The organism is Microbacterium sp. VKM Ac-2870 (assembly GCF_015350795.1).
Classification (GTDB): domain Bacteria; phylum Actinomycetota; class Actinomycetes; order Actinomycetales; family Microbacteriaceae; genus Microbacterium.
In genome coordinates this window covers 1-14,676 of sequence record NZ_JADKSH010000007.1, presented here as the reverse complement: position 1 = coordinate 14,676, position 14,676 = coordinate 1, and the positions used below count along the sequence as shown (strand labels likewise).

The 14,676-nt window shown below is 63.5% G+C and carries 12 protein-coding genes; 7 read left to right on the top strand and 5 right to left on the bottom strand.

What is annotated here, in order from left to right; translation table 11 throughout:
• The first annotated feature begins 255 nt into the window (after positions 1-255).
• Positions 256-594 (top strand): DUF6907 domain-containing protein, encoded by a 339-nt coding sequence (locus ITJ43_RS14285; protein WP_194584528.1) that lies wholly within the window; start codon positions 256-258, stop codon positions 592-594.
• A gap of 23 nt (positions 595-617) precedes the next feature.
• Here the strand turns inward: ITJ43_RS14285 and ITJ43_RS14280 are convergent, their stop codons facing one another.
• Entirely contained in the window at positions 618-848 is a 231-nt protein-coding gene (locus tag ITJ43_RS14280) for a helix-turn-helix domain-containing protein (RefSeq protein WP_194584527.1), read from the bottom strand.
• Positions 849-1,018: 170 nt separating this feature from the next.
• Between ITJ43_RS14280 and ITJ43_RS14275 the strand changes: the two genes are divergently transcribed.
• The 3 genes from ITJ43_RS14275 to ITJ43_RS14265 all read left to right on the top strand — a co-directional run bounded on the left by ITJ43_RS14275 (position 1,019) and on the right by ITJ43_RS14265 (position 3,672).
• Positions 1,019-1,996 (top strand): LPXTG cell wall anchor domain-containing protein, encoded by a 978-nt coding sequence (locus ITJ43_RS14275; RefSeq protein ID WP_194584526.1) that lies wholly within the window; start codon positions 1,019-1,021, stop codon positions 1,994-1,996.
• A gap of 281 nt (positions 1,997-2,277) precedes the next feature.
• Entirely contained in the window at positions 2,278-2,877 is a 600-nt protein-coding gene (locus ITJ43_RS14270) for a hypothetical protein (RefSeq protein ID WP_194584525.1), read from the top strand.
• 42 nt (positions 2,878-2,919) lie between these two features.
• Positions 2,920-3,672: a hypothetical protein gene (locus ITJ43_RS14265; protein WP_194584524.1), complete on the top strand. Its 753-nt coding sequence runs from the start codon at positions 2,920-2,922 to the stop codon at positions 3,670-3,672.
• A gap of 174 nt (positions 3,673-3,846) precedes the next feature.
• Here ITJ43_RS14265 and ITJ43_RS14260 read toward each other — a convergent pair whose 3' ends face one another.
• From ITJ43_RS14260 to ITJ43_RS14245, 4 genes are all read right to left on the bottom strand, one after another.
• Positions 3,847-4,230: a hypothetical protein gene (locus ITJ43_RS14260; protein ID WP_194584523.1), complete on the bottom strand. Its 384-nt coding sequence runs from the start codon at positions 4,228-4,230 to the stop codon at positions 3,847-3,849.
• 25 nt (positions 4,231-4,255) lie between these two features.
• Positions 4,256-4,750: a hypothetical protein gene (locus ITJ43_RS14255; RefSeq protein WP_194584522.1), complete on the bottom strand. Its 495-nt coding sequence runs from the start codon at positions 4,748-4,750 to the stop codon at positions 4,256-4,258.
• Positions 4,738-5,001, bottom strand: a complete 264-nt coding sequence (locus ITJ43_RS14250; RefSeq protein WP_194584521.1) for a hypothetical protein — start codon at positions 4,999-5,001, stop codon at positions 4,738-4,740. The genes ITJ43_RS14255 and ITJ43_RS14250 overlap by 13 nt, the downstream gene beginning before the upstream one ends.
• 230 nt (positions 5,002-5,231) lie before the next feature.
• On the bottom strand, positions 5,232-5,828 hold the full coding sequence (locus tag ITJ43_RS14245; protein ID WP_194584520.1) for a hypothetical protein: 597 nt from the start codon (positions 5,826-5,828) through the stop codon (positions 5,232-5,234).
• A 370-nt stretch (positions 5,829-6,198) separates the two neighbouring features.
• Here ITJ43_RS14245 and ITJ43_RS14240 point away from each other — a divergent pair, with 370 nt between their 5' ends.
• From ITJ43_RS14240 to ITJ43_RS14230, 3 genes are all read left to right on the top strand, one after another.
• Positions 6,199-12,891: an RHS repeat-associated core domain-containing protein gene (locus tag ITJ43_RS14240; protein WP_194584519.1), complete on the top strand. Its 6,693-nt coding sequence runs from the start codon at positions 6,199-6,201 to the stop codon at positions 12,889-12,891.
• A gap of 46 nt (positions 12,892-12,937) precedes the next feature.
• Positions 12,938-13,477 (top strand): hypothetical protein, encoded by a 540-nt coding sequence (locus ITJ43_RS14235; protein WP_194584518.1) that lies wholly within the window; start codon positions 12,938-12,940, stop codon positions 13,475-13,477.
• A gap of 870 nt (positions 13,478-14,347) precedes the next feature.
• Positions 14,348-14,676 (top strand): transposase (locus ITJ43_RS14230; RefSeq protein WP_194584517.1); only part of this gene is annotated, 329 nt, incomplete at its 3' end.

The window sequence follows — 14,676 nt, the reverse complement described above, 5'->3', positions numbered from 1 at the left end:
TCTGTGCGCAAGAGTCGGTTTTCCTGCAACCTCCGTCAGGTACCCGCCCGGTGGTGGAAATTAGGTCCGATTGCGCGCTCGGCGACACTCTTCACGAGCGGTCGCGGTGTGCCGGTAGTCACTCGATTGTCATGTTTGAGAACTACGACGCGCCCAGGAAACCTGGTGTCATCTAATCCCTCGACAAACCCCTGGAGATCAGGCTTACTGTCTCCCGCCCAGTCCGTGCGCTGGGATCGAGAGGAGCGCCGCGTCGTGCTGAGAGAACGTCCATCCTGGCTGACCGAACCCTGCCCGTCGTGGTGTCAGGCAGACCACCAGGACCAGGATCACCCCGACGACCGGTATCACCAGAGCCGCCAGGTGTTGGTGTCCGTCGTCGCGCCAAAGTCGGCGACTGGCGGTGACGCCAGCGCCACATCAGGTCGCACGTTCGAGCCTGATGAGATGACCGTCCTCGCGCTGCATCCTGTCGCCCAGGTCACCGTACCCTGGGTCGTTGTCGTTGGAGAGCGTCAGTTCATCGAAGTGACGTTGGAAAGCGCTATTCGGATTCACGCCGCGCTCGGAGAGATCCTCTACGAGGTTCGTTGAGTGTCCCCAGTTGTGGCCTGTGTCTACTCCGCTGCTGGCGGGTTCTCTCGAAGAAGCTCGAGCGGATCAACTTCGAGGTCGAGCGCAAGGCGTTCGAGTGAGCGGAGGCTGAGGTTGCGAAGTCCCTGCTCGATGCCACCGACGTAGGTGCGGTGGTAGCCGAGGCGTTCGGCGAACTGTTCCTGGCTGAGACCGAGCTTCTGGCGGTGTGCGCGGAGGTTGCGCCCGAGCGTGCGCTGTAGGTCACCTTCCACCCCTCCAGGCCACCAGGGTGCTACCTATTGGTCTACATACTTATAAGTCGCAATGGGGCGTGCTATGTGCTACTGATAAGTAGCAAGACCAACCGGCCCCTCCTGGAGCGCGTACCAACGCGCCTGCGGGGAGCGCCGGCCATGCACCTCTATCCCTGGGGAGTCCATCCATGTCCCGCTCGTATCCCGCCACCCATTCCCGAACGCTTCGCCGCGTCAACGCCGCGGTCGCAGCCGCCGCGCTGTCCGTCCTGTCCGTGGCCACCCTCTCATCGGCGGCGTCGGCTGCAGATGCGCCATGGGTTCCGAAGACCGACGTGGTCTTCGGCCCGATCTACGACGACCCCAACTTCGACTGCGAACTTCCCGGCAACGGGAAAGGTGAAGCCTCGGAAGTTGGCTACGTCAGCGGCTCCATCGCTGAGGGTGAGCGGATGACCGGGCTCTACATCGACGGCAAGCGCATGGGAGACAACTCGCTGCACTTCCTCCCCGGCACGCACACCTACACCTACACGGTCGAGAACCTGAACAGCAGCACCACCGATCCCAAGGAGACCGCAGACATCTCGGGCTCCTTCACGATCAAGCGATGCGACACCACCCCGACCGTCACCCCGGCGACCGCCACGGCCTCCTTCAGTGGCGCGCTCATCGACAACGTCCCGACCGTGCAGTACACGATCACCTACGACGCCGGCACCGAAGGCGCTGGCGACATCGTCATCGCCGTCACCGACGCGCCGGTGACGAGTGTCCACTTCGACGGCTCCGGCACCCAGAGCGGCTCCTTCGCCTACCGGTGCGGTGCGGCCACCTTCTTCCTCGCAATCCAGGGACACGACACGGTCAGCGGCACCCCGTACCCGGTCAGCATTCCGTGCGCTGTCGACAACGGTGGCACGGGCAGCACGGGTGGGACTGAGAGTGGCGCGAGTGCTGGGACCGGAACCGGTACGGGTGCGTCGACAGGTGGCACGACCTCCCTCGCATCGAACACGACGAGCACCGCCACCACGCGCCTGCCCGACACGGGACTGAACAGCGCCGCGACCGGTGCACTTGCCGCCGGATCGGCTGCGGTGCTCCTCCTCGGACTGCTCTCGCTGTTGCTCGCTCGACGTACGCGTCGGGCTGCGACTCGCTGAGCTTCCCTTGCGGCGCGGGCTCGCTATTCACCGCCGAGTTGATGGTGAGCCCGGGTCACCGCCAGCACATTTCCCCACGTTGAGAAGGACTCATGAACAAGATCAGTAGACCTCGTCGGCCCGTGGCCTCCCCGCTGCAGTCGAGCCGATCGCGCAGGACACTCCGACGCGTCGGGCTCGCCGTGGGAGTGGGTACAGTGACGGCGTCGTTGGCTATCGGGCTGGCAGGGTGTTCCGCACTTCCGGGCAGTGCGCCAAAAGCGTCCAACGCGAGCACCGCCGTGTTCACCGACTCGCAGGTGCAGCAAGCCTTCGCATCGCTTGAGGGGATGTTGACCACGCCCTTCATCTACAACGGCAATATCGCTTCCGACCTCACGCCGATCCCGGATTTCACCGCTACTCGTGTCTCCGAACAGTGCATCCCAGTCGCTGGCGCGTTCACTCTCGCCGTCGCTGCCGACGCGCGAAAAGACATCCGCATCACGGGCGTCTCGACAGGACGCTACGACGGGCATGTCAGCGTCAACTACCGCACCGCCGCCCGCACCTTCACCGGCGTCGAGGACGCCACCAACGCTGAGCAAGCCCTCATCGACGCTGCTGGCGACACCGCGTGCACGACCGCGGCCGCCACCGCGATGAAGCAGAACAGCCTCACCTTAGACTGCCACGAAGCCTTCTGTGAGATGAAAGCGAGTAGCGGCGAAGGGTCAGCCGCCCAACACTCCGTCGTCCGCCGGTTCGCATACGGCAACCTCCTCATCAACGTCACTGCCGGTGTCTACGGCGACGGTTCGTCCCTCGACCAAATCAACCCTGACGACCTGAGCCAGATGGTCGCCAAGATCCAGTCCGCGCTCGACGACGCGACTCACTAGCCGCTCCTCGTGAGCGCTCAACAAGAACAGAGGCGACCGTCCATGCCGCAACCAGACCTGGCCAGACGACGACCGCTCGGCGACGTCACCGCATTCTGCCGCGCTCTATCGAGCGAGAGGCGACGATCGGCAACCGTCAAAGCGCTACGCGTCGCGCTCTCCGGTGGGATCATCGCCGCGTCCCTCGCGGGCTGTGCGGCGACGACCAGCCAGGAGGAAGCGTCGGTGCTTCCCAGCATCCCGATCACCGAGCTCCTGCCCACCACCGAGCAGTACGCCGACCTCAATGGTGACCACGCGTGGAGTGCAACCACTTCACTCGTGACCGAGGACCTCTACGGACGGCTCAGCCTCAGCGGCACTAGCGTGAGTGCTGTCGACTACGGCGAGAGCTGTGCCAAAGCCTTCGAGACAGCCGGAGCCGTGGATGCCACCATCAAGGAAGCTGCCACGCAGGAGATTGGTATAAACGGCACCGACGAGTTCGCCACGTTGATCCGCTACGACACTGTCGAGCAGACCAAGAGCGTCTTCGATGCGCAGGTGGACTTGCTCAAAGAGTGCTCCAAGAACGAAGGGACGGCCGTCTTCACGCCGGTCGAAGTCAAGGTCGAGAACACCGTCGCCTACAACTCGCGCACGCCTCACACGGACGACGACTTCATCGGGTTCGGCCGACGAGGAGACCTGCTTGTCATCGTCACCAACACGAACGCCGATGCCACTGAGGTCGGACCGAAGACCATCCGGTACATCATGGGTAACCTCGCGGAGAAGGTGGCGGGGAGCAACTGACAGCGACGACGTCCTCGTGGGCCAGTTTGCTTTGCTCTCGGCGAGGCTAGAGCATCCGGGCGGGGGTGGGCGTCTCACCGATACGATCGGCGCATGCGACGGCCGGAGGCGGCGCGTAACGGCTTCGCGCGGGACGGTTCCGGCGATCGCGGACGCCCTCGATGTGAATGAGTGTCATAGCCCGAGATAGAGCGTGCCCGACCAGATGTAGTTCGGGTACATCGCGTACTTGTTTGTGATGACTCGCGCGTTGATTGCGACATATCCATTCACGTTCCCGAAGGGCACGTTCCCCCTCACGCCGTAGCCCCACTGCGCCGAGGGTGTGATCTGATTGCCGTCTGTATTTCGAAGTCCGGCACGCATCCCTGCCCAGTTCAGATCCTGCGAAGAAATGATGGTCCCGTCAGCGAGGGCAGCATTGATGGTGTTGACAGTCAAGCTGGCGGGGCCGCCGAGCGTGTAACGGAAGGTGCTGTACTGGCGGAGGTTTCCCTGCCCGGGCTGTCCGTTTGCCGGAGCGGGCATGTCGCCAGAAACGCTGTAGTAGTTGCCCATGGTCTTCCAATCAATGAGTGCCGTGTTAGTGAACAAGCTGGTCGACGTCGGCCGCCATAGGAGCGAAGTCTCCCTGCAGTGCTGGTTCGATGACTGCCACGTGCCAGCTGATCGGCGCGGAGTGGTCGTTGAACTTGGCGTACGTGTCGGTATCGGTGAACTGGGCGGCGACCTTTACCCAATGCCGTGCGTCGAGATCTCGTCCAGCCGAGTGCGCGCGAAGCGCCTCACGCTCGATGGCGCGCAACCACGCGAACAGGGCAGCAACCTCGCCAGCCCCCCGCTGGTAGAGCGTCCCGAGCTCCGAGGCGGGCGGTTCCGTAGGTAGGACGGTTCCCCGGGGAAGCTCGAGAGGCAGGTGTTTGAGTGTCTGTTGGTATTCCGCGACATGACTTTCGCGGTGGTACCAGCCGGGCTCTGCTTCCGGGAACAGCAGTCGGGTTCCCGTGTGTATCGGCAGACCCCTCTCCCGCGTCGCGGTCGCTGACGATCGAACCGGCGCCCCATTCACCGTCCGCACCGTCCCATCTCAATCTCGATATAGGTGCTGAGAGTCTTGTCGCGTTCTGGCGCGAGCACCGGATCAGCCCAGATGGCTTCCGCCTTGTCGAGGAGGCTAAGCGCTGCTTCCCGATCGTTCTGGGTGTTGAGGGCATCCCACGCGTCGCTGACATAGCGGCAACGTTGATCTCGTGCGTCCTCGGACAACGCGAGGTAGGACGCCCGAGACTTCGCATCAGCCTCTGCAGCCGCCTGGTCACTGGCGCTCACTGTCGGCGACGGCGATGGTGTCATCGTCGGCGTCGTTGCGCTTACCGTTCCCGGAGTTGTTTCGATCGCCGCGCCCCCAGGAGTGGAACCTGTGCATCCCGTGAGCGCCAGCAGCAGTGCGCCAGTTGCCACCGCGACGAACGCTCGGCGGCGGAGCGAGGTGAATGAGGGCAGCGTCGGTCTCCGCTCGTCACGGCGGTGCATACGCAGAGCTGTCCGTCTTGCCTGCATCAGAGGTCGCCAGCAGCGCGAGCAATCCGCGCCACGGGCGATGTGGGGTCGAGTCGGTCGAGGCCGAATGCTGAGCTGAGCTTCGAGAAGTCTTGCTGGTTGCGTGCGGGGGTGATGACCTCCCGGATGACGAGCCCGTCCGGGTCATCGATCACGGATCGAGCGATCGTCGACGATTGTGCGCTGACCAAGGTGTCGAGGTGAACCTGGCTCGCTGAGAGGTCTCCCCGGCGCGATGCGGCCACGGCGGCCACGGCTGTCAGCGTGAACCAGTACCCGTACGCCTCCGCGAGCCCGCTGCCGCGTTCCCACTGGGCCGGTCCGTCCGCTGGATCCTGGAGCTGTGACGCCGTTGGGAGGCTATAGCCTGCGGGCAGCGCGAGTGGCCAGCTCTTCACTGCCGCTGAGTACTCCGTTCTCACCCCTGCGAGGTCGGTGAAGCCCTTGCTCGCTGCAGCACTAACTGGTTTTGGGAGCGCCGACGATTGCGTCGCCGCGCTCGCACTTGCGCCGGGTTCGGCCAAGAAGAGTCCAGTGCCGATGGCGGCAGCGACACCTCCGATAAGAAACCCGCGGCGGCCCATTTCATTGGTCATGGCGGGACGTTAGCGACAATAGGCGATGCAGCAATAGTGACTTTTGGATACTACGACGATTTCAATGCAGGTCGATGGGCCGTTTCTATCTGTCGGCAATGTTTGCCTTATCTATGGATTGGTTGTCTTCAGCTATTTCATAGGTCTCTCTATTGCAAAGTTCAGCCGCCCGCCTAGCCGCGAACCGCTCGCAGGGCTAGCTTGGCGACTGGTAGTTCACTACGGTTCTTCCTCGTGGCGCGCCGCCGTCGAACCATGTGCGGATAAATTAGGCCGCTTCGGGCGGCTGTTTTCTTCGTGAATTTCTACTGTTCCGAGTTGGCCGCTGTCGTCGGAACGCGTGTTTCGTTTTTAGCATTGAAGGAGTGGCGTGCCTATTCGCTTTCCGGTTTCGGCCGTCATCGCTCTTTCATTGGCGTTGTCAGGGCTCGGTGTCCCGCCGCTCGCTGCCGCGCAGGCGGCGCCTCGCCCGGAGGCGGACGGATCGGCGTCTCCCACCGGTACGAGCGTTGCGGTGGATGGGCAGGGCGCAGCCGACGGCTATCACCTGCGCGTGACGTCTGCGTCGACTGGTTTTGTGTGGCAGGACATCGCGGTGCTGCGGCCCGCAGACATGTCCCCGGGATCCTGGTACGGGTATCAGTGTGTGACGGCGGACGGCAACTTTGCGGCTGTTGCGGTCCTTCCCGGGACGGCTATCAATCTGAACACGGCACGCGATCACGGGGCCTACGCCTACGGCGTGGATCTTCGCTCAGGCTCGGTAACGGCTCTGGGCTCCGGTGTTGGGCTCAAGTACCACTCGCCGCAGTGCGGACTCGATGACTCTGCGGTCTTCACCAGCAACCCGGGATCGAACGAGGCTACGACCGTTGCCACCCGCTATGACCTTTCATCGGGCAAACAGACGGTGCAGTCCGTTGTGGCCGGGCAGGTGACGAGTGTCATCCCTGCGGGGGACGGCATGGTCGGGGCCGAAGGCACCTCGCTTGTGACGCTGCCCGGAGAGGGCAGCCTCGACGCGCCCGCGAAGTCATCGGCCCTTTCCTCGGCAGGTGGGGCAGCGTTTGATCTGCGGCCTGCAGCGGACGGCGGCATCGACTTGCTCAGTGCTGGCAATGACGGTCACGTGCAGCTGCTTCACGAGAAGGGTGGTCAGGCGACGAAGGACGGCGGCGATTCCGCAGCTGGGGCGAAGCTGTTCCTTGGCGCTAACGGACACAACATCGCCATCGGTGTCCCGGACGCGACGGGAGTCACCAGCGTCGATGCGTCGAAACTGCCCGCTGGCGCCGACAACGTCACCCTGGACGGCGCCGCCGCGTTCGGTCCCCGTCCCGGCGCACCACCGACGAAGCCTGACAACGCGACGACGCAGGCGGATCTTTCGCAGCAGGTGTCTCCGCCGCTCGTTCAGGTGTCTGGAGCGAGCGATGCGAAGGACACGACCGTCCAAACTGATCCGACCTCGGGCGACAGTTCCACGGGTCCAGCGCTCCCTGGTGCGGGCGGCCCGTCCGACGCGTCTACGCAGCCAGCGCCAAAGGAGGTGAAGCGTTCGGCGTTCGTCCAGGTCGGACCCTCGACTGTCTCTGTGGCAACCGCGTCCTACATTCATCCTGCTGTCTCCTCCGGCGCGAGCACGCCGACGTGCTCTATCCCACGCTTGCAACCCACGTTGCAAGCGATGCAGCCTTCTAATGCGCAGGTCGACTGGGCGACGCAGATGGCTGAGCAGGGGCTTCTCTCGGGTTCTGCGTATGCTCGCCCTGCGAACTTTGCGAGCATGGGGCTCGTCTCGTACTCGCCGAGTGACGACTTCTCGCCGATCGCGCTCGAACATCCGTCGTCGGATAACTGGGCGACGGTGCCGCGGTCGGTGATGGTCGCGATCGAAGCGCAGGAGTCCAACTTCAATCAGGCATCGTGGCACGCGTTGCCCGGTCTTGCGGGAGATCCACTCATTGCCGACTACTACGGCGCGGGGGATTCGATCGACACTATCGACTACCCCGACGCGGACTGCGGCTACGGAGTCGCACAGGTCACGACCGGCATGCACGCAGATGACACCTCCATCTCGCACCATGGACAGATGAAAGTCGCCGTCGACTACGAGGAGAACATCGCCGCCGGGCTGAACATCCTCCAGTCGACGTGGAACCAGCTCTACGACGCGGGTATCACCGCGAACGGTGGCGACCCGCGCTACCTCGAGAACTGGTACTTCGCCGCGTGGGCGTACAACACCGGCGTGCAGCCGACAGCCGCGTTCGGCAACACCTCCGGGTGCACGCCGAGCCCGACCTGCGCGGGACCCGACGGAACGTGGGGACTCGGCTGGTCGAACAATCCGCGCAACCCGGACTATGACCCGTCGCGCGCGCCGTACCTCAAGAACACATATGGCGACGCTGCTCATCCCTCCAGCTGGCCGTATCAAGAACGAATCATGGGGTGGATGGGCTCGCCCCTGATCCGCTACGGATACATCGCCTACGACACCCCCGACTACCACGGTGGCAACAGCTGGCTACAGATCCCCGGTGTCAACAGCATGTGCTCGGGCGACAATCACTGCGACCCTTCGAACGCTGCCGGTGGCTACTGCAACCTGAGTGACTCCGAATGCTGGTGGCATCAGCCCGTCACGTGGGTGAGTAACTGCAGCTCGACGTGCGCGACAGCGGCCTACGAGGATGGCGCCGGATCGACGGAGCCAAGTTACACCGACCCGTACCCACCCACCTGCAATCAAGACACGTCGAAAGTTCCATCCGGGTCGATCATCGTTGACGACCTCGCAGACCCCACGCAGAATCGGCAGGGCTGTGCCGGGATGAACTGGAGCAACGGAGGCAGCTTCAGCTATAGCCCGGGAACGAACAGTTCGGGTGACCCGGTCGGCAACATCGACACGCACCAGCTCGGGTCCGGCTTCGGTGGGCATATTCTCTTCACCCACACTGAGCCGGCCAGCTCGACCAGCCTCATCAACACGGGCACGTGGACGCCGAACCTGCCGAGCCTGCAGTACTACAAGGTCAAGATCCACATCCCGCAGTCCGGCGCCACCGCGACCGACGTCGTCTACACGATCAACCCGGGCGGCTCAGCGTCCCCGTGGAAGATGCGTGTGAACCAGGACTGGGAGTCCGAGCAATGGGTGACGATCGGCACCTTCGCGATGCAGAACGGCGGCAACGTTCAGCTCAGCAACGCCAGTTCGATGGCCGCTGGTGAGTATGACGTTGCGTTCGACGCGATCGCGTTCGTTCCGCAAGGCGGCACTCCCGGCCAGCCCATCGGTGGGCCCCCGGGAATTCAGGACGCGCCGAAGGGGTCGAACCCCGCGTGGGTGAACTGCGGCTGCGTCCGTCGGACTGAGGGCGACCCCGTCGACACCGCTACGGGCTACTTCGGTGAGTCCCTCACCGATTTGAACACACCGGGGCTCGGCGAAGCGCTGACCTTCACTCGCACGTACAGCTCATCGCTCGCGGACCCATCCGGCCCTTCAGGAGCCTCTGCGCTCAATGGGCCGCTCGGGAGGGGATGGTCCTTCAACTACGGCATGAGCGCCACCACCGGGTCAGGCGGCAGCGTCACGGTGCACCAGGAAGACGGCTCCACGGTGCCCTTCACCGTCGACAGCAGTGGCCACTACACGCCGTCCGCACCACGGTTCGACGCCACCCTCGTCAAGTCCGGGTCCACGTACGTGTTCACACGCCACTCGACGGACCAGTTCACATTTGACGTGACGACTGGGCGGCTGCAGCAGATCAGCGACCCGGCCGGACGCGCAGCGTCGACCCCGTACGCGACGACCCTCGCATACGACTCCTCAGGGCACCTGCACACCGTGACAGATCCCGCCGGGCGCGCCTACACGTTCACGTGGACAGGCAGCCACATCACGAAGGTCGTCTCACCCGCAGCACAGGAAGTCGACTACGTCTACAACACCGCCGGCGACCTCACCGACGTGTACGGCGTTGGCACCACCCGCACAGGCGGAACGAACGGCGATCAGGACCACACGCAGTATCAGTACACGTCCGCCAACCTGATGAGCTCGCAGCGGTCACCCGCGAACTACGGCAAGACCGCATCCCCGACGCCGGTCACATCCATGACGTACGACACATCTGAGCGGGTTCTCACCCAAACCGATCCGGTCGGGGACGTGACGACTTTCACGTACGGACCTAACTCCTCCGCTGGACTCAGCGCGGGGCAGACTCTTGTGACTGACCCGGTCGGCCACAAGACCCTCTACACCTACCAGAACGGTCTGCTGACCTCGATGACGAAGGGATACGGGCAGACCGGGGCGTCTACATGGTCCTACGCGTACGACCCCGTCACTCTCGGCGTATCCGTCCAGACCAACCCCGACGGCTCAACGCAAACGTTCTCGTACGACGACGCCGGTCACCAGATCTCTTCCAGCGACGGACTCGGCCGCACCACCGCGACTCAGTACGACGCCGCCGGCAACGTCATCCAACGAGCGGACCCGACGGGTCTCCAGACGATCACCACATACAACGCTGCTGCGAAGCCCACGAAGGTCCTCGTGACGCTTCTGGGGCAGAGCGCGGATTCTGCGAACGACGTGCTTAACCCCTCGTATGCGCGCTCAACCAGCTACGCATACTCTGACCCCGCACACCCCGGAAACGTCACGGGATACACCGACCCCAACGCCTACACGACGACATACACCTACGACGCCTTCGGCGACATGACCAGCACCACCGACGCCCAGGGCAACGTCACGAAGTACGGCTACGACACCAATCGCGGATGGAAGACAAGCACCGTCGCACCGGTCGGGGTGGCCGCCGGTGTCGCCCCGGGGTGCACCCCGCCCGCGAAGGGATGCACGACGTTCTCCTACGACCCGTACGGCCATGTGACGACGACGACCAACGCGCTCGGCCACACATCGAAAGCCACGTTCGACGCCGACGGCAACCAGCTCACGACGACCGACGGTAACAATCACACGACCACGACCACGTTCGACGCCGCCGACCGGCCGGTCAAGGTTCAGCAACCGTCGTCCGACGTCACCCAGACGGCCTACAACGCCGACAGCACCGTACACACGGTCACCGACGCGGCCAGTCACACCACGACCTACGCTTACGATGCGCAAGCACGCGTCGTGACGATGACCGACAAGGACGGCAAGAACACCACCTACACCTACGACGGCTTGGGACGGCTGAAGACCACCACTAAACCGAACGGCGACAGCGCCACGCAGAGCTGGGACAACGCCGGCCAACTCTCAGGCATCACCTACTCGGGCACCAGCACCCCTGCAACTTCCTACACCTACGACGCCGCCGGCCGCCGAACCGCGATGGCTGACGGGACAGGAACCAACACCTACAGTTACGACGCATTCGGAGAACCTGTCAGCGTGAAGACAGGTGCTGGTGCCGTCACGAAGTACAGCTACGACGCGGCCGGCAACACCACCACCATCGTGTATCCGGGCGCCAGTACGGGCGTCACTCGCCACTTCAACACGCTCGAGCAACTCGACCGGGTGACCGACCCCGCTGGCGCGGTCACCTCCTTCGCGTACTCGCCTGACGGGATGCCGACCACAACCAGCTACGGCAACGGCGACACTGCGACCGTCGCTTACGACAACGCCGACCAGCCCACCTCAAGTGCACTGAGCCGCGGAGCGACAGCCCTCGGCACGATCACCTACGGCCGCGACAACACGGGCGACCTCAACGCAACCACGCCCTCGGCCGGCGCGCCCGGCTCGGCAACGAGCTACGGATACAACGCCAACCAATACCTGGCCAGCTCAACAGTCGGATCCACTGCCACGAGCTATGCGTATGACAACGTCGGAAACCCGACGAAACTCGGCGCCGCAACGCAGACCTTCGACCCGGCAGGCAGGCTCTGCTGGAGCACCACGAGCGCGGTCTCCTCCCCCTCATGCACGACGGCACCAGCCAGCGCGACGACCTACTCGTACGACACGAACGGCGACCGCACACGCAAAGCACCCTTCGGGACCGCTGCGACCACGTACTCGTACAATGCTGCAGGTGAACTCACCTCGCTAACCGGCGCCACCGCAGCCACCTACACGTATAACGGCGATGGGCTCAGAGCAACGAAGACAGCGTCGGGAAGCACGGCGACGTTCACGTGGGATGCTCGCGGGAAGGTCCCTGAGCTGCTCAGCGACGGAACGACCAACTACGTTTACGGACCCACCGGAACACCCTTCGAGCAGTTCGCCTCAGGCGGATCCAGCCCGACTTACTACTTCGCTGACGCTCACGGTTCCACGACTGAGCTGATGAACCAGGCAGGCACCGTCACCGGCTCCTACTCATACTCCGCGTGGGGATCCGTCAGTACACACTCCGGCACCGCGACACCCATCCAGTTCGCCGGCGCATACGCCGATACGGAAACAGGGTTCCTTTATCTCCAAGCGCGCTACTACGACCCAGCGACCGCTCTATTCGTGAGTGTTGATCCGCTCGTGAGGGCCACCCTTGCCGCTTACCTCTACGCGAGCAACGACCCGCTCAATCGGACCGATCCTCTGGGCCTTTGGTCGTGGGATGACACGTGGGATTTGGCGGGGATGATCGGCCTCGCCATCGTCGGCGTTGCGTTGACCATCAGCCTGGTCGGAGCCGAGGGCGATGTTGGCGTGGTGGCAGGCGAGGCCGCTCTCGGCACCGAACTGGGTGCAAGTCTCGCAGCGGAAGAAGCCGGAGCGGAGTATGCCGAGAGCGCTGCTCAGGGGGCGCGTCTCTCGGAAGACCTCGCTATCCAGGAAGGAATGTCCGGAGAAGGACGCTCGATCGCCGGGGCCGGCGCTGAAGATGGGCGAGGGATCGATGATGTCGATCGGTTGACGAGCGAGTATGGAGGTGAACCCGGCGACTGGGCCAAGATGACGGCACGCACCACCCACCGCTTCCCGGATGGCCGAGTAGGACAAGCGCACTGGTACGAGAACATACAGACCGGTTGCAAAGTCGAGGGCAAGCTCAAGTATTGATTCCTGGGGCCGGAGGCGCCCAGCGTTTCAGAAGGAGATTTAAGCCATGGACGCAGAGGTTCCCGTCGAGTGGTTGTGTGCAGTCTCGCGGTTCCGTTTGGGGTGGACGAACGCTGACCATGTAGTTAGCGCGTCAGCGAACTGGTTGGGCGAGTCGCCGGAGTCCGCCGGCCTACTTTTGCTGGCTTCCGCTTCGGTCTCTCAAGATCTGCGCCGCGAGGAAGTCGATGTCCTGATTGACGAGGCGATGGCAGATGTTGGCTGGACGGTCGCCGACGACCGAACCTACCTTTGGATCGCGGTCGTCTGTACGCTCGCTTCGTCGCCGCCCCCGACGGCAGAACAGACAGCCTCGCTCCTGTCAAAGCTTGCCTTGGCGTCGGATTCCGACTTTGGCCTTCTCTCGGAGTTCATCGCTCTGATCGATTACCTCGACGAAGGGATTCCTCGGGACCGGGTCGAGAGGCGGATCATGAGCGCATACGCAGAGGTGCGGTCCGAGCTTACTCGCCGTCTAGAAGCCCGACTTGCTGACTCCATCTATCGGTCGTTGCTAGAGCGGTGGAGGCAGATCGACGTCGAATAGCACGGAGCGTCTGGATCATTGCGAGCTCGAGCGACAGGTGCGCCCTGATCACCGCGTCGTGGGTCGGGATCTCAGCAGGACCGCAGGTAGAGTATTTTCCCACGCCCTCATCCGGGATCCCAGAAGAAATCATCTTTCGCTTCACCGGGGAATATCCCGGCACATGCGACGCTACGTAGCGATTAAGCCTTTCAAAGGGCTGACCCACGAGTTCCGACGATTGTCGAGAGCCAGTTGGGTATTTCGGTGGCCGTTCGGTGCAAGTGAGCCGTTTCGTGCTATAGAGGAAAAAACGCGAGAGGCGTCTCGTGTTTACGCTGGCGCGCAATGGAGTCTCGACTCGCTGTCCTGACGCGGGTCCAATACCCCGGTATCTTCGTGTCTTGTTGGATGGAGGAACCAGCCTTTCCGGGCTACACCGTTACGTATTTATATGTCGACTCCGCGGACGATCCTCGGTCTATCCGGCTGACTGTCACTACCGACCGTGCGATGGCGCCGGCGATTAGGTTGCCGGTGAGGAACGCGACGAGAACTGCGAGTATCTGTGCGCGAGTTCGCGGCATGTTTGATGCAGTCGATAATGATCCGAACACTCAACGTGTTTGACGTGAAGTCAGAGGAGGCGCGCCTCCGTTCGACGGGTAGGGCGGGTTCGGCGCTTAGCGTGAACCTATACCGAAGGCGAGGCGTCAGGATGACCGATATCGCGCAGCGTCGTGCTGGAACCGGATCGTGGGGCGAGCTCTGAGACGCTTCTAATCTGCGAAGTTCTCGGGCTGAGCGTAGTACCGCCGCTGACATCGAGCAGGCTACCTGTAGTGAATCGGCCTGACTTTCGTTCCGTTCTTCAAGCAAGGATGGAGCTCGATGAACAGGAGGTGTTCGCCGGAGATGCGTGAGCGGGCGCTCAGGATGCTTGCGGAGACGCGGCCGTCGCACCCGACGATGATGAGCGCGGCGCGGCATGTGGCGGGCTTGTTGGGGATGAGCCCGGAGACGCTGCGACTGTGGCAGCGGCAGGCGGAAGTCGATGCGGGCGCCCAGCCGGGCGTGACAACGGAGGTGGCGGCGGAGATCAAGCGGCTGCGGAAAGAGAACGCCGAGCTACGGAAGGCGAATGAGATCCTCAAGGCTGCGAGGGTGAACTCAACCCGTCAGCGCAACAGTGCTTGGAGCCTATCGGCTGGGGTGTCGAA

Coding starts and splice junctions, on each gene's coding strand:
- ITJ43_RS14275 (WP_194584526.1), top strand. CDS start 1,019: ATGTCCCGCTCGTATCCCGCCACCCATTCCCGAACGCTTCGCCGCGTC.
- ITJ43_RS14265 (WP_194584524.1), top strand. CDS start 2,920: ATGCCGCAACCAGACCTGGCCAGACGACGACCGCTCGGCGACGTCACC.
- ITJ43_RS14260 (WP_194584523.1), bottom strand. CDS start 4,230: ATGGGCAACTACTACAGCGTTTCTGGCGACATGCCCGCTCCGGCAAAC.
- ITJ43_RS14245 (WP_194584520.1), bottom strand. CDS start 5,828: ATGACCAATGAAATGGGCCGCCGCGGGTTTCTTATCGGAGGTGTCGCT.
- ITJ43_RS14235 (WP_194584518.1), top strand. CDS start 12,938: ATGGACGCAGAGGTTCCCGTCGAGTGGTTGTGTGCAGTCTCGCGGTTC.